This is a genomic window from Mycoplasma sp. HS2188 (assembly GCF_025209835.1).
GTDB lineage: Bacteria > Bacillota_I > Bacilli_A > Mycoplasmatales > Metamycoplasmataceae > Mycoplasmopsis.
In genome coordinates this window covers 1-24,822 of the sequence record NZ_JAOAOI010000001.1, presented here as the reverse complement: position 1 = coordinate 24,822, position 24,822 = coordinate 1, and the positions used below count along the sequence as shown (strand labels likewise).

Below are 24,822 nucleotides of genomic sequence, written 5' to 3'. Positions count from 1 at the left end.
CTATTATAAAGGAGTTATTATACAACCAACAAATACTAGAAATAAAAAACCAGCAGCGGAACATATGATTAATTCAAATATTCCATTTGCAAAAGTCTTTTTAATTGGCCCAGCAGGCGAAAAAATTGGTGTTAAACCAACCAAAGAAGCAATTCAAATAGCACGTGAGTACAGTATGGACTTAGTGCTAATTAGTGTTGAACCAAAACCAATTGCTCGAATCTTAGATTATGGCAAATTTAAATACGACCGTAAGAAAAAACAAAAAGCTGCTAAAGAGAAACAAACTATTATTCAAAATCGTCAAATTAGATTGACTGTAATGATCGGTGATCATGATTTACAAGTTAAAGCACGTAAAGCAAGAGAATTTTTACTTGATGGTGACAGGCTAAAAGTTAGTCTTAAATATCGTGGCCGTGAAATGGCGCGTCCAGAACTTGGTTACGACACAATTAATCGTTTCCTTGCTTTATTAGAAGATATTGCTGATATCGCTAAAGAAGCTGCACTTGTGAATAATAGATTTCTTGACATGTATTTGCAACCAAATAAAACAAAAGTTGCTAAATACAAAAAAGAAAATAATATAGTAGATAAAATTGCTACACAACAAGAAGACGATTCTGAATCATCATCAGATGACGAAGAATAGTCACAAGGAGTAAATATGCCTAAAATGAAGACAAAAAGTGCTCTTAAAAAACGTATCAAAATTACAGGTACAGGAAAAGTTTTAAGAGAACAAGCTTACCGTTCACACTTAGCCCAAAATAAATCAACAAAACAAAAACGTCAAGCACGTAAATCTGTTCAAATGCACGCATCTGACATCAAAAGATTCAAAGGCTTATTTTAATAACTATATTTAATTAAGAAAAGAGGAAAACTATGAGAGTTAAAGGCGGAACAGTTACAAGAGCTAGAAGAAAAAAATGACTAAAACTAGCTAAAGGATATTTTGGACACAAATCAATAGGTTACAAAGTTGCTAAACAAGCAGTTGTTAAATCATGAACATACGCATTCAGAGACCGTAAACAAGTTAAACGTAATTTCAGAAAACTATGAATAGCACGTATCAACGCTGCTACTAGAGCAGAAGGATTATCATACTCATTATTCATTAATGGTCTTAAAAAAGCTAACGTTTCAATTAATAGAAAAATGCTATCTGAATTAGCAATCAATGAACCTAAAGTATTTTCTGACTTAATCAAAATTTCAAAAGACGGTAAATAATTAATAACACAAAAAAGCAAAAAATTTTGTAAATTTGTTTTTTGTTAAAATTCAATTTTTTTAAAAAAACTGGTTTATCAATTATTTAAAGTGTTTTTTCAGTAAAAACACGCTTTTTTTGTATTTTTTTTATACGGAAACTATTCCATAACATATTGAGTTATCAAAGTCATAAAAACTATAAATTTATTATAATTAAATTAGGTATAGTTCTCGTGCTATATCTCGTAATATTTGTGTATTGCGTATTATTAGGAGGTTTTTAAATAAACATGAAAAAGAATAAATTATTTTTAATGGGTGCGGGAGTATTTTCTGCTCTAGCTTCAGTACCTATGATCGCTGCGGCTTGCCAAAGCAATAAAGGTGTATATGATCACCCTAAATCACCAAAAGTCTCAGTTGTTAACGTAATTAAAAGCGATAATTTAGTTGCAACTGAAAGTGAAAAAGCAAATCTTCCAAAAATCGTTATGATCAATGACGGTGGAGATATCAATGACAAATCATTTAACCAATCAGCATGAGAAGGGTTATTAAACTTTACTACACAGAACAAAATTAGTAGAAAAAACTACAATGTTCTAGAAGTTACTGGTGGAAACTATAAGAACGCTTATACACAAGCACTAAACAGTGGATACAAAATTTGAATTATGCCAGGTTTCTTACACTCAGACCAAATTGATTCATTTATCAAAGAAGGTAATAATGCTGAAAGAATGGCAAATTTAGGTGTAACTATTCTTGGTGCTGACTATGTAACTGCTTTAGGTGGACACGGTGTATTCCAAGAATTCAAAACTAGAGAATCTGCTTTTGCTGCTGGATATGCTGCTGCTAAATTCCTATCAGAAGAAGCTAATGCAGCCGATAGAACATTTGCACAATTTGGAGGTGGTGTCTTCGAAGGTGTTACTGACTTTAACGAAGGTTTCATGAAAGGTGTACTTTACTGAAACAATAAACAAACAGACGAAAACAAAAAAGTTCACTCAACACAAAACACTGTTGACTTAAATACAGGTTTTGATACAAACTCGCCAATAATGGATACCGCTATTAACAATGTCCTAGCTACAAACCCTAAATTAATTTTACCTGTTGCTGGACAAGCGACATATTTAGTGATGAAAAGAGATTCATTTAAAGGAAAATACATTATTGGGGTTGACACCGACCAAGCTTTAGCTGCTCCATCTGGTAAATCAGCATTCTTTACTTCAATTCTTAAAAATTTAGGACAATCAACATACGACTTAGTTGGTTCTATTGCATTGAACAAAAAAACTAAAGATCAATTAGGTGGATTTGAAATTAATGTAACCGACGGTATAATCTACGGTGGATTTAATGAAAACTGAGTAGATGTTTCGAAAACATACATCCAAGGTGAAAGAGGTAAACAAGCACAAGAAGCTCTAGATGAAGGTAAAAAAGTTGCTAAATCTCTAAATGACGAAGATAAAGCTTGACTATACTCATCAAAAGTTACAAAAGAAGGCCCAGAAATCACAAATCTTCAAGAACGTATGAATGCTCTTGCCAAAGCACTATATAAAGCATAATAGTGAACGCAGTTGAATTTAGAAACGTTACTAAAAAATTTCCCGGAATAATCGCTAATGACGATGTTTCATTTGCAGTACGCAAAGGAACAATTCACGCATTAATCGGTGAAAACGGGGCTGGTAAAAGTACCTTGATGTCAATTTTGTTTGGTTTATATGAACAAACAAGTGGAGAGATCCTAATCAACGGCAACAAGGTGCTTTTTTCTGGACCAAACGATGCCAATGCATTAGGTATCGGTATGGTGCACCAACACTTTAAATTAGTAGACGTATATACTAATCTTGATAACATAATCCTTGGAGAAGAGTGAACATCCGCAGCAGGCGTTTTGAATAGAAACGTTGCTATCAAAAAAATAAAAGCTCTTCAAAATACTTATAACCTACACTTCGATTTATTCCAAAAATCAGGTGATGCCACAGTCTCAACTCAACAAAAAGTTGAGATTATGAAAATGCTTTACCGGGGAAACGATATTTTGGTTTTTGACGAACCAACTGCCGTATTAACCGATGAAGAAATTCAAGGGTTATTAGAATCATTCCAAATATTCAAAAAAGCAGGCAAGACAATAATATTCATTTCACACAAACTTAAAGAGATTGAACAAGTCGCTGATACCGCAACGGTATTGAGACTTGGAAAAGTAGCGGGTAATTTTGTGATGAAAGATACAACATTAGACCAAATAATCAAAGCTATGGTTGGTAATGAAGTTGTTGAAATCAAAAACGATTCTGTAGCAGAGAAAAAAGATGTTGTATTTTCAATGAAAAATGTAACTACACACAAGTTACACAAAAATTTAAAAAATATTTCTTTTGATATTCATGCTGGTGAAATTTTTGCAATTGCAGGGGTTTCAGGAAATGGTCAAGAGGAATTAGAATATGTAGTTGGTGGATTGGAGCAACCAACTAAAGGTTCTGTACATCTAAAAGTACTTGATAAGAAAACTAATGAATATCAAGTTAAAGATATAACCAAAATGAGCGCATGAAATCGTAGTAAAAACCACGTGGCGTACATTCCAGCGGATAGACACCATCATGGTGTAATCCTTGACTTCACTATTGAAGAAAACTCAGTAATTAGAAGATTATGAGACCCACATTTCCAAACCGGTGGTGTGTTCAAGAACAAACAAATTCGTAATTTCACTGAGGAAATTATTGAAAAATTTGACGTTCGTAGTTCACAAGGTGCTAAAAGTATTGCGCGTTCACTATCTGGTGGAAACCAACAAAAATTTATTGTTGGTCGTGAAATGATGTTTGAACACGATTTCATCATAATTGTCCAACCTACACGTGGTATGGATATTGGTGCTATTACAAACATTCATAGTCAAATTTTAGAAGAAAAGAAAAAAGGAAAAGCGATTTTACTAATTTCTTACGAGCTTGATGAAGTTTTAGCGTTAGCTGATACTATCGCAGTAATTAACGAAGGTAGAATTTTGTCAATTAAAGACGCAAGAACAACAACTCGTGAACAAATAGGTAAATTCATGTCATCCTCATCTTCTGAAGATAACCAAACATGATATAACCCAATGGATATAGAAGATTCAAAAGAAAGTTATATCAATATAATTGAGAAAAAATATAGTAAATTGCTAGAAGAAGCATTGTTGAAAGAGACATCAATTAAATCAAGTTTATTTATTGCTAAACGTTCAAAAGACGCAGGTAAAGAAGCTATTGCTGAATTAAGCGAGAACTATAAAAAAGCTCGTCGTGAACGTTTACAAGTAGCATTGAATAAAAAAGCAGAAATTTCACATGCTAAAAAATCATTTAAAGAAATTTATGATAATTTCAAATTAAACAGAAAGGAGGAAACAAATGAAGACAAAACACAATTTGAGTGATTCTTTGCGAACATTCAGTCAAAAGATGAGTAATTTTATAAAAATGGATAAGACTAAGTCAACCGGTCGTAAAGTTGCATCATCTCTTTGAGCGCTTTTCTTCGGGATAGTTCTTTCATTCGTTTATATATTTCTTAAAAAAGCAATTTTTGATGGTTATGTAATTAACCCATTTCAAATTGTAAATGCTGTAATTGATAGTTTGAACTCAAATAATAAAGAATACATTGTTAACTTCTTTTTAGTCTTTGGGTTTTCATCATTGGCCTGTGCTTTAAGTTTTAAAGCAGGATTATTCAATATTGGTATTCCTGGACAAATGATGATCTCGGGAGCTACTTCGTTTGGTATTTTCATCAAAATGGCTTACAACTCAAGCAAAGAAATACCATTATGAGTTTTATTTGTAGCACTAATTTTCTCAATGTTATTTGCTTTTATTGTTGGTTTAATTTCAGGAGCACTTAAAGCACATCTAAATGTGCATGAAGTTATTTCAACAATTATGGTTAACTGAATAATAGTTGGAATTTCAATGATTTTATTCCAACAAAAATCAGCTTCAATTATTTGACCTGAATTAAAACCTGAACAAATTAATGCTTATTTCGATGACACTAACACAGGGGTTAAACCAGGTTTTGCCGTTATTTCATCAGCCGTTAAAAATGCTTTTGTGATTGGCGGGATTATAAGTTTGATTGCATTAGTAATCGCAATTGCCTTTATCTTCAACTTCACAAGTTTAGGATACAAAATTAGAATGCAAGGGGTTGCTAAAACTAACGGTAAATACATGGGTGTTAACGATAAAATGCTAACAATGCTAATTCTTGCTTTTTCAGCAATGATTGCAAGTATTGCAGGATTTTATCAATATGTTATTGCTCCAAGTGTTGCTTTCAACCGTATCACTGAACCACTAGTTATTGGTTTTGAATCGATTGCAATTAGTTTATTAGCACTTAACTCACCAATTGGTATTGTATTTTCATCATTATTCTATACAGCATTGTATTCATCGCAATACACTATTCAACTTGACCCATTATATTTAAAACCGGAAGACCTTCAAGTTATTACATCAATGATTCTATATCTTGCAGCAACTTCTGTGATGTTTAGTAATTTCAAACCTTTACGTTCAATTTCGCGCGGAATTGCTTTGATAAAAGATCCACGTTACCTAGCAAATTACAAATTGAATATGCTAGAAAGAAAACGTATATCTCTAACTAATAGATACAATTTAGCATTGCACAGAATTGAATATAATGTTGACGATCAAAATTATGAAAAAATGTTAGCTAAGTTGCAAAAATTAGAAGAAAAATATCAGAAAAATCTGTTATTAAACAATATCTTGACTGAACGCGCAAAAATTGGTATTATCAATGCAAACAAAGTTTACGATTTACAAGTTTTATTGCACAACGCAAAACTTGCTAAAAATCACGAATTGATTTCACAATACAAAAAAGAAATCAAGGATTTAGTTGCTTTCCAAAAACAAGAAGCAGCAAGCTTTGGTTCGGTTAAAGAATCAATTAATTCATTATCTGTTCCGGCAGTTGAACTTGCTAAAGGTGAAATTTCAAACAAAAAACGTGTTAAACAAATTAAAGTTGAAATTGAAAAAATGACTGATAAATATCTTTCTTCTGCAATGAACTACAAAAATTCAGAGAAAGAAACTATCGAAAACTTCGAATACATTAACAACCAAAAACAAAAAATGAATCTTGAAATGAGTAGACTAGGTTCAACAAGAAAATTCAATCTAAAACAAGAAAAAATTGCATCAGAAAAATCTATTAAAGCTAAATTCCAAGCAATTTACAATAACATTATCGAACAAAGATTCGCAATGTTAAAAGATTATAGAACTAATAAAGGAGGAAAATAATGTCATTAAAATTAGTAGTTGATACTTATGGTTGACTAATTCTTTTCTTCTGTATATTCACACTTGGTGGAATTAGTGGATTATTTAGTGAAAAAGTTGGTATCGTAAATATCGGTATTAACGGGATGATGGTTATCGGTGCAGTTTCTTACTTAGTATTTAGTGATATCATTAACAAAATATTTGGTGAAACTAGTGTTATTGGCCGTAATGGTCTTTGACAAATACCGGCTACAATAATGGCAATGGGCGTGGCCGCTGCCTTTGCGATGTTGCATGGTTTTGCAACTATCAAACTAAAAAGTGAACACACTATTTCAGGTTTTGCTATTAACCTACTAGCATTCGGTATTGCAATTATTTTGTTAGACATTTTTGGTAATGGTAATAAAAAACCAGCTAACAATATTCAAGAACTAAGATATGTTATCGAAGTTCTTGATTCTCAAAGAGTTGAGATAATTTCATGAAAAATGGTTATCACTATTGCGATTATTGCTGTTTCAGCATTCGCTCTATATAAAACTAAATGAGGATTGAGATTTAGAAGTATTGGGGAAAACCCTCAAGCCGCTGACGTTGCAGGTATTAACGTTAATAAATACAAATGACAAGGAATTGCCATTTCAGGAGCTATCGCCGGAGTTGCGGGTTCAATATTCTCACAAACTTTAGGTGCTTCATTTAACGGTGACGTTAGAGGATATGGATATTTAGCCCTAGCAATTATGATTATGGGTCAATGAAACATTTTCATCGTTTGTGGTGCTTCATTCTTATTCTCATTCTTGTATGCGATTTCATCTTCTTCAGGTGCGTTCGTGCCAGAATTAAAACCATATCAATCATTATTACAAGTTATTCCATACATGCTATCGTTATTGATTGTTATGATCACTGGAAAAAAATCACATGCGCCTGCCGCATCAGGTATCGCATATGACAAATCAGTTCGTTAGAACTAATACGCATTTAATAATTATTTAAAATCTAAATGAGCTCACACGGGCTCATTTTTATATTGCCACTTTGCAATGTAAACTTAAACCATTTAAATGCATAATGTATGATATTTTACGTGGGTAGAGGAAGGAAATTATGAAAAAAAATGATATAACATTTTACAGATACTTTCAAAATTGAATTGATATATATAAAAAAGGTTCAATTAGAAAGATAAGTTTTAACAAATATTTAACAACACTTGACTGGCTAATTAAAATATGTCCCCAATTAAAATTAAGTGAATTAGATAGAATTTCATACCAAAAAATACTAAATGAGTACGCCGAACATCACGAGCGCCAAACGACAATGGATTTTCACCATCATCTTAAAAGTTGTCTTTTAGACGCCTTTGATGATGGTCTATTGCGGGTTGATCCTACCCGTAAAGTAGTGATAAAAGGGAGAATGCCGTCAAAAAATAAAAAACCAAAATTTTTAAGTCAATTTGAATTGCAATTATTGATTAAATCTTTAAATCTTAAAGAAAAAATCAATTTTGATTGATTGATTTTACTGATTGCAAAAACAGGTTTAAGATTTTCAGAAGCTTTAGCCCTAACTCCCAACGATTTTGATTTCAACAAACAATTATTAAATATCACCAAAACGTGAAATTACAAAGATAATGACGGCTTTGCTCCCACAAAAAATAAATCATCAATTCGTAAGGTACAATTAGACTGATTAACGACTTCACAATTTGCAATGCTAATTAGAAATTTGCCAGAAGATAAGCCAATTTTTGTTAACGATAAAAAAATATTTAATTCAACTATCAACGACATTTTACAAAGACGTTGTCAAAAAGCTAATGTACCTGTAATTTCAATTCACGGTCTCAGACACACACACGCTTCAATATTGCTCTATGCCGGCGTGTCAATAGCTTCAGTCGCTAAACGCCTAGGCCACGCAAGCATGAACACTACAGAAAGAATATATTTACATATTATTAACGAATTAGAAAATAAAGATATCGACTTGGTTATGCGGTCGATATCTAATCTATTTTAATTATTTATAATACCCACAAATAGCGACTAAAAGTCGTTATTTTTAGAATTACGTAATTTTTCTAACTCTTCACGTGCTAATAATTTGACTTTAAGTGTATTTATTGCCCCGCGATAATTTCTAACGATAGTATTACAATAAGCTCTAGTTTCTGCGCTAGCTACATAATCTTTTGTCAAGTCTTCTCAACCATTATTTTCATCAATAACTTGAGTTCTAGTGTATAGATTCCATACTTTTTCAAAATCTAAACCAAAGTTTTTTGTGTATTCTTTCACTCGTTCGACTTCGTGATTTTTAAGTACATCAATAAAATTCTTACCACGTCTAATGTCTTCTCAATTAGCAATAAACACGTCAATTTGTTCTTTTGTGAAATGTTCGCTCAAATGCTGGATAATTAATGATAAATCAACGTCATCTGCAATTTGTTGCTCTAACTGTTTCAATCACATCTCGTTAATGGTTTCACTTTTAGTTATGAAATCAACTTTGTCAAGGTCGATAACTACCATTAATGGTTTATTTTTCTTATTGTTGTTATTATCAATGATATCATTTATGTTAACACTTCGGATTGCACTCTTTAATCTAGGGATTAAATCATTTATCTCCTCCATATAACTTTGATATTCTTCGTATTCTTCTTTGTCCTTCAATTTCGATAAAGAATTTCTTATACTAATGCTATTTTTGTTTGAAATTAACTGCGTCACATTTGTAACTAGATTACTAAATTCGCTTAATAGTTCAAAATTTTCAGCATCTTCATCACTGATTAATATTTCAATATTGTTATTTTCATCTGTTCGTGAAATTTTTTGAAGAGTTGCTTTAATTTTTTTGTATGTGTTTATTTGACTTAAAACTAACTCTGAGTCAGTAATGGTTTGGAATTGTCTTCAGTCGTTTGCGTGTGCGTACTCGGCGAATGCTTCCTTGACGTTATGTTTCATTCTGTGCGGAGCTCTAAAACAAACAATATTTCCAAAGTCTTTAATTTTATAACTTACATCGTCTAAAACACGATTTGTTCTCGAGAAGGCTTGTACCAAACCTTCCATTTTTACAATCTTGTCAAAATAAACCGTGTTTATGTATTTTGAGTCATAACCAGTCAACAATTGAGATACAACAATAACAATATCTAGTTTTTTATCATCTAACTCTTTATTTACACCACGTTTTGATCTTAAATTATTGTATATCCCTTTGCGTGCTAATCTTTGTAAGACATCATTTTTGAACCCGTCTTTATATGTTTCAGGACTAAAATTTGTTTTAAAATCTTCGTTATAATTTTTAACAATTTTTTGAATAGCATCAATTTTGAAACTATTTTTCTCAAAATCATCAACAACATCCAAACTATCATCAAAAATAGTAGTGATTTTGTATTTTTTATCACTGGTGCGATTTAACTCTTGGAATATATTGTAATATTGAATAGCATCCGCAATACTTGAAGTTGCAAATAACGCACTAAAGTTGCACGATGAACTGCGGTTAAATCAATCATTTAGAATAAATTTGGCAACACTATTTTTATAAAATACATTATCATAATATTTCGCATCTAAGATTTTATCTTCGATAAGCATTAAATTTGGATCATTAGATTGTATATTCATGATAGCTTCAATATCATGCCATTCTTTAGAAAACAAGCTATCAGTTGAATTGTTAAAACCTTCACGTATTTCTTCGTAATTCTTTACAAATTCCTTAATATTTTGATTCAGCTCATCTTCATTTTGCAAATTAAGTAGTCTATTATTTTGCTTTATTCAAGTGTAAAATGTAATGACTTCAGGCATTGTTACATAATCAATATTGAATTTAAGCACTTTTCTGTCCCTAATACCATCTAAAATAGTGTATTGGTGTATTCTATCTTTGCCAAAAATATCTTCCGTGGTTAAATTGTTTTTTGAGTTTTTTTCGAATATCGGGGTACCTGTAAAACCTATAATTGCTGATGAAGAAAAAAATTCAGTAATTGACGCTAATTGTGAACCAGATGTTGAACGGTGTGCCTCATCAAAAATGAAGACATATCTTTTATCTTTTAATTTTGCAAAATTGGTTTTTACTTTATTTTCGGAAATCATTTTGTCTAATTTGTTGATTGTAGTAATAACAATTTTATTATCGTCATTTTTGAGTAGTTTATATAAGTCTGCGGAATTTTTGGGAACGCTTACTAAACTCCCTTCGTTACTTCCTCTATTTTCGAAACGATTAAATTCATTTTTGGTTTGATTATTCAATGAAATTCTATCAACAACAAAAATTACTCGATCGGCATGCTTATGGTCTAATAATAATCTAGATGTCATAAAACTTGTTAATGTCTTACCTGAACCTGTTGTATGTCATACATACCCTGCTTTTATTGACCTGTCAGTAGTTTTAACATCGTCTCAGATTCCTTCACCTGAACGGCTGAATTTTGATAATATTCTTTCAACTGCATGAAATTGATAGCTACGAAGCAAAATTAACTCATCATCCTCATTATTTCCGATTGAGTAATTTTGAACCAGTTTATGTGAAGCTGGTATGCTTAAAAATTGACTAGCAATTGTCTCTCAGTCGTTAACTATTTTGTTATCAAAATCTGCTCAATGCATGGCGTTTTTGATATTTGTCTCAAATTCGGTTGAGTTAGTTGCGTTTGGTCAATATCACATTTTATTAGGTACCATAGCAACTAACACTTGTACAAACCCGAAAAGTCCTTCATATATTTTATCGGTATGATAATTTTTTATCTGAATAACAGCATCTTGGAATTTATCGGCATATTGTTTTAATTCAATATGATAAAGCGGGATTCCGTTAATTAAAAGTACTAGGTCAAGGCGTTTTTTTGATTTAAAACCTGAACCACGCTGTATTGTAACTTCGGTTGCAACTTGATATATATTTTCGGCCGGATTTACTTCTCCTGTTGGGAAGAAGCGTAAATATATTACTTCATCGTAATATTTACTTCTTTTTTCAAGACGTTTTATTGCAATTAAGCCGGTTTTTAAAGCCTCGTTGGCTTTTGAAACTTTTGCTGTTGCTAAAAAAACTTGTTTTTTAACTTCTTTGAACTCTTCGTCTGTTAAAGGGTAATCGCCAAGTCATTTAACATTAAAAATATTTAAAATTTTACGTCAATTTTGTCAGATAACTTCTTCGTCAATGTTGTTAAATTTATCTGCGAGACCATAGTCATTTAAATTTTTTCATTTTCCTTCGTTTATAAGTTTATTAACTAATTCTTCTTGAAATTCTTTTTCACTTTGAAAAAAAGTCTTTGATTTTGCCATATTCTCCCCCTATTATTGCTTTATGTATAAATAATTATACTGATTTATATTAAATTAGTGTTAATATTGAACGAGATATAAAAAAAGACACTTAAGGTGTCTAGTTTGAATTAACCGTGTGTGTGGAATGATAAAACAAATATTGTAAAAATTATTCCTAAAAAGAACATCAATAGTGTGATAAATCATTTTTTCTTTTCTAAGTTATTGTGATAAAACTCAGGCAAGAATTCAACCATTGCTGTAAAGACCATTACTGAACCAACTGTGGCCATAATGAATGCCTTAAGTGCTGGAATTTTTTCTAAAAATTCAGCCCCGAAAACACCAATGAATATAAACGGAATAATTAGGGACAAACCTGCAATTGAATTTAACACGGCATAAATTGGCTTAATACCCATTTCCCTTTGACGGTAGTAAAAAACAATTTCTTCAGGTATTGTGTGCATCACGAATGAAATAAAGAAAGCAATTGAAACAGCACTCACATTTTGATTGTGAATTAGGTTAAATAAACTAATTCCAATCAATAAACCTTCAGGAATTCTGTGTCCTAACAATAAAATTAGCGCAGTCCATTTGTTTTTTTTCTTATATTGCTTAGTTTCTACTTCGGCTAAATCGTTGTTGTTTCAGATGTGATCACCGTGTGTATGTTGGTGTTCTAGTTCCCCGTGATGATGTCCTGCTTCGTGTGTGTGTACAAATATTGAATTTTTTAAGTTATATTTTCTTTTGATTGTGGCATAAACAATGTATTTGATTGTAAAAGCACTAATAATTCCCAGCAGCGATCCACCGACAATAATTAAAATGTTGTATAGATAAATATTGCTTGTGGGTATATTATTGCCTTTTAAACCACTTCCGCGGCTAGTTATTTCGATTGCTTCACGTAGATAGCCAAAAGAACCCAAAATAATAAACATTCCAGTAATAAATGAGTACAAATAAATAGAAAATTCTTTTTTTGGTTTCTTTATAAATAAAGGCACAAATAGAGCTACCAAAATCGGAATTGAAAGCAGCAATATTGAAACAATTAAACCAAAAATAAACTTAGTCCCAGTTTCAGAAAGAGCAGTATTTGATAAATAGTTATAAACTTTATATAAATAGTTATCCATTATCTAGCTCCTTTTGTGCTGATTTGAAAATTGTATTCAAAATAATACAATGGACGTTTATTGTCGTTTTTTTCGGCATTTTGCGATGCAAATTTAGCTTTGAACTCAATAAGTTTTTTCTCGCTATTGTAAGTTAAAAAGCGAGAATTATTGCTTACAACAAACATTTCAAATTTCAACACTTTCTCGTGATCTTTAAACACATTGCCAATCACTTCTTCGTGTATATGTGAATAACTTCCGTTGCCGTCTCATCCTTGATGTGGTCTTTTGGCGATTAGCTTAATTAAGAAGTATTTTTCTATAAATTTAACTGCTTGTTCTCGCGTTTTGATTGCGTTTAGTTCAGGCAAAACAATATTGTTAATGAATTGTTCACTATTATTGTTTTTCCACTCAATACGTATACTGTCTTCTTTAATGTTTTTAAAATTTTGTTCGTTAAGTTGTTCAAAATCTATTTGGCCTTGAACTTTGTCGTAACTACCATCCAATAAACACGAGGCGCTTAAAATTACCGGAGTAAAAGAGAGAACAGGTATGAGTGATTTTAATCATTTTTTCATACTATTCCTTTCACGTAAAATAATTGATAATATTATTCACGTCTGCTAATTTTTCATTATTATTTTTTAATAAATATTCAAGAGATAAATCTTCAATATTATAAGTACTTATTTGATTGTTAATCTTGGTGTTATCAACACCATTAAACCCATATCATTTTATAATTTTTTCTTGATTTTGCGAACTAAGTAATGATTTTTTATTTTTATCTAATAAATCTACTTTAAGCAAAACACAACCTGCTTCATCGTCTAAGCCAACAAACTCTACGCTAATATCATCAACTCAGGTTTCTTCGCTGCTATTTTGACCAATTAAATATTTAAAAACATCTAAACCTAACAAACTTTTTAAAGTTTCAATAATCACTTTGCGATCTTGTACACGATGAGCTTCGAATTTGGACATTGGAACGTTATCAAAAATTGTTAAATTATTTCTAATGCGATACACTTGAATACTCATTAATTTCAGTAATATTTGTTCAAAAAATACATTTGGGTCAATTATTTCATTGACTGAATTTTTTTGTTCTTTTGGCAGGCCTTCTTTTCAACCGTAAGTTAAAGGATTTCTAAAGTTCAAATCAGGACTGATTTTGTATTTAGCAAATGTGTGGTAGTGAGCGTTGATGTCGATTGAATATCATTTAAAATATTTAACTTCGCCTTTTTGAGTTGTGACTTTAATTTTTAACTCAATTAATGAGTTAGTGTCGTTTAAATATTTATGATCTATTTTTTTATCAACTATTTCGTATTTGGCATCTATATGTTGTCTTCAAGATGGAACTTCAAGTTTAAAATATTTTTCATCGTTATTTAGAAATCATAAAAATGAACGTGCTGTAACCTTATTGAAATTGTAGCTAGGGTTTACATAATACTCGTATTGATTATCAGTTAAAGCTAGTGGGTTTGTATATTTTAATAATGTTTCGGAACCAAAATAACCATTAACATACTCATTGAATAGTATTTCGTCATCATCAATATCGAGTGTATGATTGAAATTGCTTTTTGAATTATAATCTCTGAACAATGATGTGTATGTATTACGGTTTTGTTCAGTGTTTTTCAATAAATATTGATTGTTTTTTAGGCCAATTATTCATTCTTGATCGCGTATTTGTTTGCTCAATAAAGATTGATTATTTTGATCTAAAAAATCAATTTTAATTATAGGAGCATTGACAAATTGATCATCTCTTATGCCCTCAATAAAACTCACGGGTGTAATTTTGACTCTTGCTATCTGTGTTAAATTAGAAAAACTAAAGCGCTTCAATTCCAAAAGAATTAAATCCTCTCAGTATTTAATTTGTTCATCGTTTTTGATTCAAGCTTTAGCTCTCATTCATCTTGTTGAAATAAAATTGGGATTTAGAATATTCAATGAATCATTCAACTCTGATGATGCGATTTGTTTAACAATACTGAATATATCAGGTCAATTGGCTTGTGCGTTGTCAAAGACATAGTCATATTTTTGAAATAAAACATCATAACTTGTTAAATCATCAACACTTCGATCTCCTTGAATATATTTAAAATTACCATTAGTTACAAAATGTAGTTTAAGCGGTTCTAGATATTTAAAGTTTGGAATAAATTTGCTTATTTTCTCGCTTTTATTGTTGTTTTTGACAACAATATCATCCTGTTCGAATTTTATATCGCTTGATTTAACTTTAAATTGTTTTGAGGTTAAAATCGGTGTATATTGATTAATGATTTCAAGTTGTTGTTTTGTATATGAACTCAATAAATTATTGTCAAATACGCCATACTCAATTTTACTGTTAACCTCAATACTAAAATTATTACTGCAACTAGCAGCAACAAATTGTATTGAAATTACTGGGGTAAGTAAAAGTAAGCGTTTTTTCATTAATCCTCTCCTATTTTAATATCTTCGAAATAAATTAATTCATCATCACGTGTCGGTTTAATAAATCAATGTTGAATTAATTCGTATCTGAAATTTGCTAAATCAACATTTAAAGCAACATTGTATGGCACAGAGTAAACTATTTTAATCTCATTAATAATTTTAATAATATCAAAATAGTTGTATTGTGAATGCAAATTGAAAATAGCTTTTTTAATTTTTGCTTCAAAATCGGCTGAATTTTGGGCTAATTTATCTAAATCATCACCAAAATTATTTATGTTTAAATTTTGTAACATAAATTGTTTAAATTTATTTAGGTAAACAAAACGATTGATGTCAATATAGTCAAGAGCTCTTAGAGTATTTTGAGTTTTAACAACATCAATTAAATAATCAATAGTATTGTCCTGATTTGCATTGAAATTTGAGTAATATACTTTGGCTAAATTATCGTCTAAATCAACAATTTTAATCTCTAAACGCTCATCAATACTATTGAATAGGTTTTTCAATACACTCAATAATTTTGTTTCTATTTTTTCTAAATCTAAGGGAATAATAAATTGAATTTTTCGGCTTTTTTGTGCTGCGTTTAAAGTTGCATAAAACTTATCAAGCATTTGTTTAATATTAGTTTTAATCTGCTCGAATTTAGGAGCTTTAAGTTGTTCGTATATATCTAGATAACTATCTTTTGTATAATAGTGATTTTTGTTTTCTTCAGAGTAATATTCATATACTTTATCGCCCAAAAACAAGATGTTTTTATTCAGATGATCAATTGCGTCTATGATGCGTACATAATTTGTATTTTTGGCATTTGAAATTAGAGATTCTGCTGAAATGAAATTATCGTAGTATTGAGTTTTATTGACTGTGTAGTTAAGTGAAAATTTATCAATAATTTGAGTAATGTTATTTCGAAACTCAAAACCTAAACCGCTATAAAAATTTCTCCAGTCGATTTTTTTATTATCTCTCGTGCCATACATTAATAGCTTATACAAATCATCCATTGCCTCTAGATTGGGATTTAAATTGAATGTTAAATATTGATTAGCACTATTATTTTTAGTTCTAATGATGTTTAATTTCACATTAGGATCGTTGGCTTTAAATTTTCTAATCAATTCGTTTTGCTGAATATCGTTAAAAATCGAAATGTCCTGCGCTGATACTAAACCTTGTTCATATTCATTTAAAATATGGATTCTGTGTGTTTGATTATCTGTTTTTCCAACAGGATTGTATTTGATAATTACGTACTCAATAGGGTCGTTATTTAGACTTTTATACTTGGTGTGTTTTAAATCGTTTGATTGAAGAAAGTAAGCACCCGCATAATGATTTGCTTTATAGGCTGAAAACATTTTATTTTCAATAATCTCGTTTAAAAATAAATCGCTGTTAGTGATGTTTGTTAAATTGAATTGAGCAAATTTCGAATTAAAATTGTTTTCATTGTCTAAGTCATTATCAAAACCTAACAAATTTAAATTATGAATCTGTTCTTGATTTAAATTAGCACTAATAATTGATTGGCGTAAATCATTTGGGGTAATGCTTTGAATTGTTTTTTTGCCTAGATTATCAAACCAATATTGTTCATTTTTAAAGAAAAATTTAATATTTTTAGCCTTACCAAGTTTTTGTTTAAAATTAGCTGAATTGATTGAGCGCGGATTTTGTGATTGCAATGTATAAATATAATTTTTATAACCTCTGTTTATATCACGTTTTAGATGATCTTTGGGATTTTTAAAAATGTCATCATCGTCGCTATCAAATACTGAAACATTGTTGTCTTTGTCAGTAATTTCAATTTTATTAATCAAACCAAATTTTAAAAATCTAGCACTAATACCATTAGCAAAAAAGTAGTTATTTAAGTAATCGAAATTTACTTGACCAATATATTTATAACGCAGTAAATAATTGCCAATTAATGAATCGTGCAAAGTTTTTCTTTTGCCGTAAACACCGCTAACTTTTTCAAAGCCATTGTAATTAGGGTTCGATTCGTTTTTTTCGATAATATATATATTTTTAGCAATATGAGTCTTTGAGCACGCTACCGCAACAACAGGTAAGGTTGAACAAGTTATTAGTGATAACATTAGTTTTTTATTCATAATAACTCCTTTGATTGATGTACGCACTATTTAACTCAAAAGCAATGAATTTTAAAGAGAATACATAAAAAGTTGTCATCAGTGAAGTTACTATAATGTATGCGGGATTTATATCTGATAAATTTAGCGCTTCTAGAATAATTGTTCCAAGCGTTAAAACTGTTTTGTTGATGTCAAAAATTGATATGGCTGAGTATGATATGAAAATTAAAACAATTTGTTCGATTGCCTGAGTTAGTTGATTGAAAATTAAAGGTTTTATTAGAGTTTTGCTAAATAAATTTCAACGAGTAAAGCCAATTGCTTTTTCGGCATTTATAAATTCATTGCGTAAAATTTCAACACTTTTTTGGTATGCGTTAAGCGAAAGTGCGATTGTCGAAATAATACTGAAAATTATTATCGAATTTATTAAATTGTTTTTAAGTACTAAAAATAATATTAAAGCAAACAAAAGATATGGAATTAGAGCGAATGTGGTAAAAATTTTGTCATAGATTTTTGCAATTTCTTTTTTAAAGTAAATAGCAACAAAACCGCCAATAAATATTGATAAAAATATTGATATCAACACTGAAATTGTTGAAATTAACATTAAATTTGCAAACGAGTATATCAGTCTTGCATAGTTATCAATACCTTGCGAATTAGTTCCTAATAGGTGCAAACATCTATCGTTAAATAAATTATATGCATTAAATTTAACAAGGTATGTTATCAATCCGTCAGAATCATCAAAGATACGCTCAATAAATACTGATTTAGGGTATTGTTTAGCAAATTCACGATAAACATTTAATTCTTCACTTTCGGGCAGAATTAATAGTTTAAAACCAGTTAGGCTCGATGGCAACTCAGTGTTTAAAGCGTATGAATTATTAATCGCTTGATTATAACTTTGTTGATAAAAAATTAACGAAATAATCGCCGATAAGACAATTAAGCATAAAGCGATCAAAGAAATTATTGCGGTTTTTGAGCTGAAAAATTTCTTTCAAAATCGCTTAAATGAACTTTGAATATTTAAAACTTCATTGCGTGGAGGTTTAATATTTTTAAAACTAAAACTGCTTATTTTTTTCATTTATAACCTCCTATCCTTACAATTGTATAAACTTTTTTGATGTCTAAAATATACACAATTAAATCAGTAATTGATTTAATCAAAAAAATTAAAGTTATATTCATTAAAATTGAATACATTAACAAATTTAAATAGTCTGGGTTGTTTAAATATTGAAAAATAAATGATTGACCTGGTATGTAGAAAAATCTTTCAATAATCATTGAGTAAGTGACTAGATAAATATATATAAAAACAATTTTTTGTAAGCCGCTAGAGATTCAATTTCTAAAGACAACATTCCAAAATATTTTGTGATTTGATACTCCGTTAGCCTTTGCTCATGAATAATATTCGCTCTGTATTATTTCTTTTAAACTTGAATAGTTAAATCCAACCACGAGCGGAATTACAACTAAAGACAAAATAACAACAGGTGTAATTATTGAGAGAAAAGTTTCTCAATAATTGCCTATATATAAATCAATAAAAACAGTCGGTAAGTTCAATGTTTTATTGAAAATTATTGCGATCGGGCCAAGAATAAAAATTGGTACTGAACTAAAAATGAAAATGGCAATATTAATTGATTTTAACGATATTGCTTTATTTTTACGGGCTAATAAGTAAGCTAAATAAAAACCAATCACAAAGCTGATGATAAAACTAGTTGAAACTAAATAAATTGTGTTGCCGAAATATGTTGAATAAAGCTTAGTAACATCCACATTGGATTGGCTTTTTACTGTGCCATATTTAAATATTAAAATATTTGCAATATACTGGAAACTTTGTGTAATATTATAGTCGTTTATTAGCATTGAAGCAAATGTGAAATGAAGTAAAAAGACAACAATTATTATTATTGCAAAATTGATTAATATGTTTTTGGTTAAATATTTAAAATAATTGAAAATTTTCATAAACCCATTCTACGATTTAATATAAATCTTAAGTTTTATATATTTATTGTACCACTTATTGTAATTTTTATCATTGCAAACAAAAAACACCATTTTAATGATGGTGTTCGTTGACAATTTTATCCAGTTTTTTTAATCAATGATTAATTCCACTTTTTGAAATTTTAACATCAAAATTAGATGTGAATAAAATCACTAAATTAGTTAAACTCTCTTGGGGGTTTTGTAAGAGCAATTCGAATAAATTTAACTGGTTTTCATTGAAATATTGTGCCAAATTGTGTTGTTTTAAGTAATTTATATTTTGAATGTGTTTTTGGTTTGAAGTCACTATTTTTTTAATATTGGCAACATCAACATTATTTATCCGATTCATAGAGTTATCAAAATCTCGTTTAATGCGTGAATCTTCAAACGCAAACATTGATTTAATAGCATCAATAGCTTTAAGAAAATCTGAAATTTTTTCGTATTTTTTAACATAAATTAGGTATTTACTTTTATGTTTAATTTTTTGAAAACCAAAATCATATTCGTTCAATTTTTTTTGAAGTCCTTCAATTATTTTTTCATAATTTGAACTCAATTGTAAGTGATAAGATGAACGTTTTAAACCACTTATTGTCCCACCGCCAACAAAAACGCCAGCAAAAAAGTAATTAGGAATAGGGAAGTTAAAGCTTAAGTCAAAATCATTGACATCTAAATAAATAACAGTTTGGTTTAATTCGGCTTTAATCTTAACTACACGCAACATTTTAATAATATTTTGACGTGTGTCCTGATTACTTATTTTAAGTTTTATCTTATTATCAATAACTGCATTTGCAAAAATAAAACCACGCAAAAACTCTATAATTTCATTTTTGTTTTTCTTTTTACTGAAAATTTCATTTTTAATTAATTGAGTGAAGCTATCGTTATTCATGTTTTGCTTTCGGGTAAATTTTTGCGAAGTCTGCATCTTGTGCAAATATGCCTAATTTATTATTCATTGCGTATTCTTGTGCAGAACTTAATTCGTAATAATAAGCTTGGTTGGTCGTAAAAAATGTACTACTTGGTTTTAAAGAAATATATGCTTTTCGGGCAAAGCCTAAACGCACTAATTCAGTATTCAAATTTATTCATTTATTATTGATTTTGATGTAGTTAATACTGATAATTCGTCCGTAAATATCTCTGATCTGATCGTCACCTGTTTTTGTCTTTTGCGGCACAATATATATTTCAATGTTTGGCATTTGCAAAATACTTGTCGTAAATTGCTCTGCTCTTTTACCGTATTCATATTGAATACCGTCGGTATCAACAAATGTCCCGTTTTGATATTTGTGTGTTTCGGGAGTATCTATACCGGCAAAGCGACTGGTATATGAATAAGTAATTCCGTGTGCAAGTTTTACTTGGAAGCGAAAAGTATCGCCATCATTGATTTTGTTGATATTTTCTATTTTTATTGCTTTATCGATTTCAAGTTGATTTTCGGTAATTTCATAAGGTAAATTGTCTTGCAATTTAATTTTATGATTCATTACCACAACTGATGAATTTTTGTTATCAGATTCTTTTTTATTCGTTTCTATTTTTTTACATGAGACCAAAGTAGGCGTTGTAATTATAGGAATTAATGATAAAGAAGAAAAATATCCGAATTTCATTATTTAGCAAATTTTTTGTACTTTAGTTCATTTTCTAGAACTAAAACATATTTATCGTCTTTATCAAATTCTAATAATTTCTCAACTTCGGTAATTTTAGATTCGTCGTTTGAAATTTGTTTATATAAATCGGCAGCATCGTATGGAATTTTTACACCTGAAGTGGCTCCGAATGCTGTTTGTGCTTTTTCGTCTGCAATTACACCGATAAAAACAGTGTTTAATCTAAATTGAGAAAGTTTGCTCAATATTGATTCATCTTTGGTTACTATAACTGTGTATTTGTAATCTCCATTTTGCACTGCTTTAACTATTTTTGAGATTAAAATATTTTGTTCGTTATCTTTATCAAGTTTATTTAATAATTCGTCGATTCATTTTGAGTATGCGGAACTAGCATAATAATCATTTTCTGCTCTTTGGTTAATTGTACGCATAACTTCAACGGCACGCACTGGGTATTTTCCAGCAGCGGTTTCATTTGAAAGCATTGTTGAGTCGGCACCATATGATGTAGCTCAATAAACGTCACTAACCTCTGCTCTTGTTGGTTGTGGATTATTTTCTAAAGAGTCTAGCATTTGAGTTGCGACAATGACCACTTTACCTACTGAACGACATTTATCAATAATTTGTTGTTGTCAATAAGGAACTTCGTAATAAGGAATTTCTAAACCTAAATCTCCACGTGCAATCATTATCCCATCACTCGCTTCGATTATTTCGTCGATGTTATTGATTCCGATTTGGCTCTCAATCTTAGAGATAATTTGGATTTTTTCACCACCATTATCGTTTAATAATTGTCTTAAGTCATTAACATTTTTAGCACTATTAACGAATGAAGCTGCAATATAATCAACTCCATATTGTGCACCAAACTTAACATCATTAATGTCTTTTTCGCTCAAAAATGGTAGAGAGAAATCTACATTAGGTAAGTTAATTCTTTTGTTTGTTTTTAACACATGCGCATTTGCAGTCACAACTGTTACTTCACCTGGAACTACTTTAGTTACGGTTGAAGTAAGTTTTCCGTCATCAAATAGAACTTTATCTCCGACTTTTAAGTCAGCACTCATGTCGTATGGAACGCTAACTTGATTGTCATCGCCTTCTAAATTTTGGTATGCCTCTGGAGTTGTAAGAATTTTTAATTCTTTACCTTGTGCAATAGCAACTGCACCATTTTTCATTTTACCAACTCTAACCTCAGGACCTTTGGTGTCTAATAGTAATGATACATTAACACCTATTTCCTTAGCGGCTTGTCTTGCTAAATCAAATTTTGCCTTTTGTTCTTCGATGTTACCGTGGCTAAAGTTTGCTCTAATTACGGTTGCACCAGCATTGATTACATTTTTCATCATTTCTAATGAAAAAACTGCTGGTCCAGATGTTATTGTTAATTTTTCTTTATGATTATCTAATTTCATATTTTCTCCTTATATTTAATATACAAATTCTAAAATATTTATTTTTTTTCTCTATTTAATATTTTTATAGTTTTTAAAATTAATGGAATATATTCCTTATTATAGTTAGTTTGTAAACTGGAATATTATTGTTTTTTGATTTTTATCAGCTTAATTTTTAATCAAATTTATTGCTTATCTTTTAAAAAACAACGAACGCTTGAGAACAAAAAAGGTTAGATGAACTTGTAATTAAGAGCGATAAACGGAATATTCAAAATTTATTTACTCACAATGATGTTTTGTCTGTTTCTAGACAATTTGGAGTGACAAACCAAATGGAATTGTTAGGAAGATCGTTTGCTAGTAGAAAGTCTTTGCTGAAGTATAAAATACTTGATGTATTTGAATTAGTCTATACAAAATCTCCATTAAAATCATTCCCTTACGGCATCATAGAAGTAAATGAATTCAAAAAAGGCATAATTTCAACGCTTTATATGACTTTTAAACCTAATAATGACTACATTTCAATGTATTTAAGATGATATTTCAATAAGAAAGATAGGGTCAATAATTTCTTGCAAAAAATTACTAGCAAAGGTGCTAAAAACACATTAATTGTTTCTGATGAATCATTTCTCAAAAATGATTTAAGATGTCCCGATAACTGAGAAGAAATGCTAAAAATATACAAAATTTTAAATTCACTAAAATTGGCTTCATCACTTCTTCAGTGTAAGCCAAAAACCTGTTAATTTGTTGATTTTGTGAGTAGATTTGTTGAAAAAACTGCCAAAAATTTTGTAATTACGCAAAAAACAACGAACGCTTGAGAACAAAAAAGGGTTGCTGACATCATAGATTATTTACGACCGGACAAATATATAGTAAAAGATGTTGATATTTCGGAAAATGGGAAAATACCTATTTTAACAGCGAATAAGACACCTGTTTTAGGATGATCAAATTCTTTGAATTTCTACGCAGGAGAGTGTATATTGTTTGATGATTTTACATTGCTTAATAAATTTATAAATTTCCCTTTTGTTCTCAAATCAAGCGCTATAAAAATTTTAGTAAACAAAAACAAAGATAATAATTTGTATCTCATCAGAGAAATATTAAATAAAAAAATGATGGAACCTATTTCACATAAAAGACACTATATACAAGAAATACAATTTATCAAAATATTATTGCCTAATAATGATGAGCAGAGTAAAGTTTTCAAACTAATAAAAACTAAAAATCAATATATATCACTTCTTCAGTGTAAGCCTAAAATCAACCAATTAATTGATTTTGTGAGTAAATTTGTTGAAAAAACTGCAAAAAATTATGAAATTACGCAAAAAACAACAAACGCTTGAGAACAAAAAAGGTTACATGAAGTAATCGAGTATGGAATAAGTGGTGGTACACCTCACACACAAAATAAAGAGTATTATAACGGTGATATACCATTTTTAAATATTTCCGACATTACGGATAATAATGGAAAATATTTAATTGAAATAAAGAAAAGAATAACATTAGATGCTATAAAAAATTCATCCGCAAAATTATTAAATGATAAACATTTACTAATTGCGATGTATGCTTCTGTCGGTAAAATAGCTATAAATAAGGCTAATTTGGCAATAAGTCAAGCAATTATGGCATTAAAATTCAAGCCAGGCTGGAATATAGACTTTTATTATTTTCAGTTTTACAGAAAATTTATTAAAAACGAGTGAACAAAAGAAACGTTGAATGGAGTTCAGTCGAATTTAACAAAAAATTTAATTTTAGATTTAAAACACAATACAACATCAATCAGGGAGCAAAATAAAATTTCTTTACTATTTAACAAAATTGATTTGGTTGTATCACTTCTTCAGTGTAAGCCAAAAACCTGTTAATTTGTTGATTTTGTGAGTAGATTTGTTGAAAAAACTGCCAAAAATTTTGTAATTACGCAAAAAACAACGAACGCTTGAGAACAAAAAAAGTTAGGTGATATGGGGAGTACATATGGTGGTTTAAAAAGTAAAAGAAAAGAAGACTTCATAAAAGGAAATTCAAACTATATTTCTTACATTGATGTATTTAAAAATC

At 29.7% G+C, this 24,822-nt stretch carries 21 protein-coding genes; 11 read left to right on the top strand and 10 right to left on the bottom strand.

All coding sequences use genetic code 4. From position 1 onward, the window contains the following. The first annotated feature begins 64 nt into the window (after positions 1–64). The 8 genes from infC (at position 65) to N1F73_RS00070 (ending at position 8,618) form a co-directional block, all read left to right on the top strand. Positions 65–655, top strand: coding sequence for a translation initiation factor IF-3 (gene infC / locus N1F73_RS00105; RefSeq protein WP_260359360.1), 591 nt, complete (start codon positions 65–67; stop codon positions 653–655). A 15-nt stretch (positions 656–670) separates the two neighbouring features. Then, the gene (gene rpmI, locus N1F73_RS00100) at positions 671–859 is read left to right on the top strand and encodes a 50S ribosomal protein L35 (RefSeq protein ID WP_038561632.1); all 189 of its coding nucleotides are present in this window, start codon (positions 671–673) and stop codon (positions 857–859) included. A gap of 32 nt (positions 860–891) precedes the next feature. Then, positions 892–1,242, top strand: coding sequence for a 50S ribosomal protein L20 (gene rplT / locus N1F73_RS00095; protein WP_259290303.1), 351 nt, complete (start codon positions 892–894; stop codon positions 1,240–1,242). A gap of 272 nt (positions 1,243–1,514) precedes the next feature. Continuing rightward, the gene (locus tag N1F73_RS00090) at positions 1,515–2,810 is read left to right on the top strand and encodes a BMP family ABC transporter substrate-binding protein (RefSeq protein WP_260359359.1); all 1,296 of its coding nucleotides are present in this window, start codon (positions 1,515–1,517) and stop codon (positions 2,808–2,810) included. A gap of 2 nt (positions 2,811–2,812) precedes the next feature. Beyond that, on the top strand, positions 2,813–4,723 hold the full coding sequence (locus N1F73_RS00085) for an ABC transporter ATP-binding protein (RefSeq protein ID WP_260359358.1): 1,911 nt from the start codon (positions 2,813–2,815) through the stop codon (positions 4,721–4,723). After that, the gene (locus N1F73_RS00080) at positions 4,665–6,596 is read left to right on the top strand and encodes an ABC transporter permease (protein WP_259290300.1); all 1,932 of its coding nucleotides are present in this window, start codon (positions 4,665–4,667) and stop codon (positions 6,594–6,596) included. The genes N1F73_RS00085 and N1F73_RS00080 overlap by 59 nt, the downstream gene beginning before the upstream one ends. Further along, positions 6,596–7,555: an ABC transporter permease gene (locus N1F73_RS00075; protein WP_259290299.1), complete on the top strand. Its 960-nt coding sequence runs from the start codon at positions 6,596–6,598 to the stop codon at positions 7,553–7,555. Before N1F73_RS00080 ends, N1F73_RS00075 begins: the two co-directional genes overlap by 1 nt. Before the next feature lie 139 nt (positions 7,556–7,694). Further along, positions 7,695–8,618 (top strand): site-specific integrase, encoded by a 924-nt coding sequence (locus tag N1F73_RS00070; protein ID WP_259290298.1) that lies wholly within the window; start codon positions 7,695–7,697, stop codon positions 8,616–8,618. A gap of 26 nt (positions 8,619–8,644) precedes the next feature. Here the strand turns inward: N1F73_RS00070 and N1F73_RS00065 are convergent, their stop codons facing one another. The 10 genes from N1F73_RS00065 to pyk all read right to left on the bottom strand — a co-directional run bounded on the left by N1F73_RS00065 (position 8,645) and on the right by pyk (position 22,743). After that, entirely contained in the window at positions 8,645–11,938 is a 3,294-nt protein-coding gene (locus N1F73_RS00065) for an HsdR family type I site-specific deoxyribonuclease (protein ID WP_260359356.1), read from the bottom strand. Positions 11,939–12,048: 110 nt separating this feature from the next. Continuing rightward, positions 12,049–13,068: a ZIP family metal transporter gene (locus N1F73_RS00060; RefSeq protein WP_260359355.1), complete on the bottom strand. Its 1,020-nt coding sequence runs from the start codon at positions 13,066–13,068 to the stop codon at positions 12,049–12,051. Further along, the gene (locus N1F73_RS00055; protein ID WP_260359354.1) at positions 13,068–13,634 is read right to left on the bottom strand and encodes a hypothetical protein; all 567 of its coding nucleotides are present in this window, start codon (positions 13,632–13,634) and stop codon (positions 13,068–13,070) included. Before N1F73_RS00055 ends, N1F73_RS00060 begins: the two co-directional genes overlap by 1 nt. A gap of 1 nt (position 13,635) precedes the next feature. Beyond that, positions 13,636–15,525 carry an MAG3240 family lipoprotein gene (locus N1F73_RS00050; protein ID WP_260359353.1) on the bottom strand — a complete coding sequence of 630 codons (1,890 nt, stop codon included), beginning with the start codon at positions 15,523–15,525 and terminating at the stop codon, positions 13,636–13,638. Continuing rightward, complete coding sequence (locus tag N1F73_RS00045) at positions 15,525–17,660, bottom strand: OppA family ABC transporter substrate-binding lipoprotein (RefSeq protein WP_260359352.1); 2,136 nt, start codon at positions 17,658–17,660, stop codon at positions 15,525–15,527. Before N1F73_RS00045 ends, N1F73_RS00050 begins: the two co-directional genes overlap by 1 nt. Continuing rightward, positions 17,653–18,744 carry an ABC transporter permease subunit gene (locus N1F73_RS00040; RefSeq protein ID WP_260359351.1) on the bottom strand — a complete coding sequence of 364 codons (1,092 nt, stop codon included), beginning with the start codon at positions 18,742–18,744 and terminating at the stop codon, positions 17,653–17,655. The genes N1F73_RS00045 and N1F73_RS00040 overlap by 8 nt, the downstream gene beginning before the upstream one ends. After that, the gene (locus tag N1F73_RS00035) at positions 18,732–19,646 is read right to left on the bottom strand and encodes an ABC transporter permease subunit (RefSeq protein ID WP_259290291.1); all 915 of its coding nucleotides are present in this window, start codon (positions 19,644–19,646) and stop codon (positions 18,732–18,734) included. The genes N1F73_RS00040 and N1F73_RS00035 overlap by 13 nt, the downstream gene beginning before the upstream one ends. Before the next feature lie 94 nt (positions 19,647–19,740). After that, on the bottom strand, positions 19,741–20,574 hold the full coding sequence (whiA, locus tag N1F73_RS00030; RefSeq protein WP_259290290.1) for a DNA-binding protein WhiA: 834 nt from the start codon (positions 20,572–20,574) through the stop codon (positions 19,741–19,743). Then, positions 20,567–21,307, bottom strand: a complete 741-nt coding sequence (locus tag N1F73_RS00025) for a thermonuclease family protein (RefSeq protein WP_260359350.1) — start codon at positions 21,305–21,307, stop codon at positions 20,567–20,569. Before N1F73_RS00025 ends, whiA begins: the two co-directional genes overlap by 8 nt. After that, positions 21,307–22,743, bottom strand: coding sequence for a pyruvate kinase (gene pyk / locus N1F73_RS00020; protein WP_260359349.1), 1,437 nt, complete (start codon positions 22,741–22,743; stop codon positions 21,307–21,309). The genes N1F73_RS00025 and pyk overlap by 1 nt, the downstream gene beginning before the upstream one ends. Positions 22,744–23,060: 317 nt before the next feature. On the opposite strand from pyk, the gene N1F73_RS00015 reads away from it, so the two are divergent. The 3 genes from N1F73_RS00015 to N1F73_RS00005 all read left to right on the top strand — a co-directional run. After that, the gene (locus tag N1F73_RS00015) at positions 23,061–23,480 is read left to right on the top strand and encodes a hypothetical protein (RefSeq protein WP_260359348.1); all 420 of its coding nucleotides are present in this window, start codon (positions 23,061–23,063) and stop codon (positions 23,478–23,480) included. A gap of 12 nt (positions 23,481–23,492) precedes the next feature. Continuing rightward, positions 23,493–24,626, top strand: coding sequence for a restriction endonuclease subunit S (locus N1F73_RS00010; protein ID WP_260359347.1), 1,134 nt, complete (start codon positions 23,493–23,495; stop codon positions 24,624–24,626). Positions 24,627–24,638: 12 nt separating this feature from the next. Then, positions 24,639–24,822 (top strand): hypothetical protein (locus N1F73_RS00005; RefSeq protein WP_396888663.1); only part of this gene is annotated, 184 nt, incomplete at its 3' end.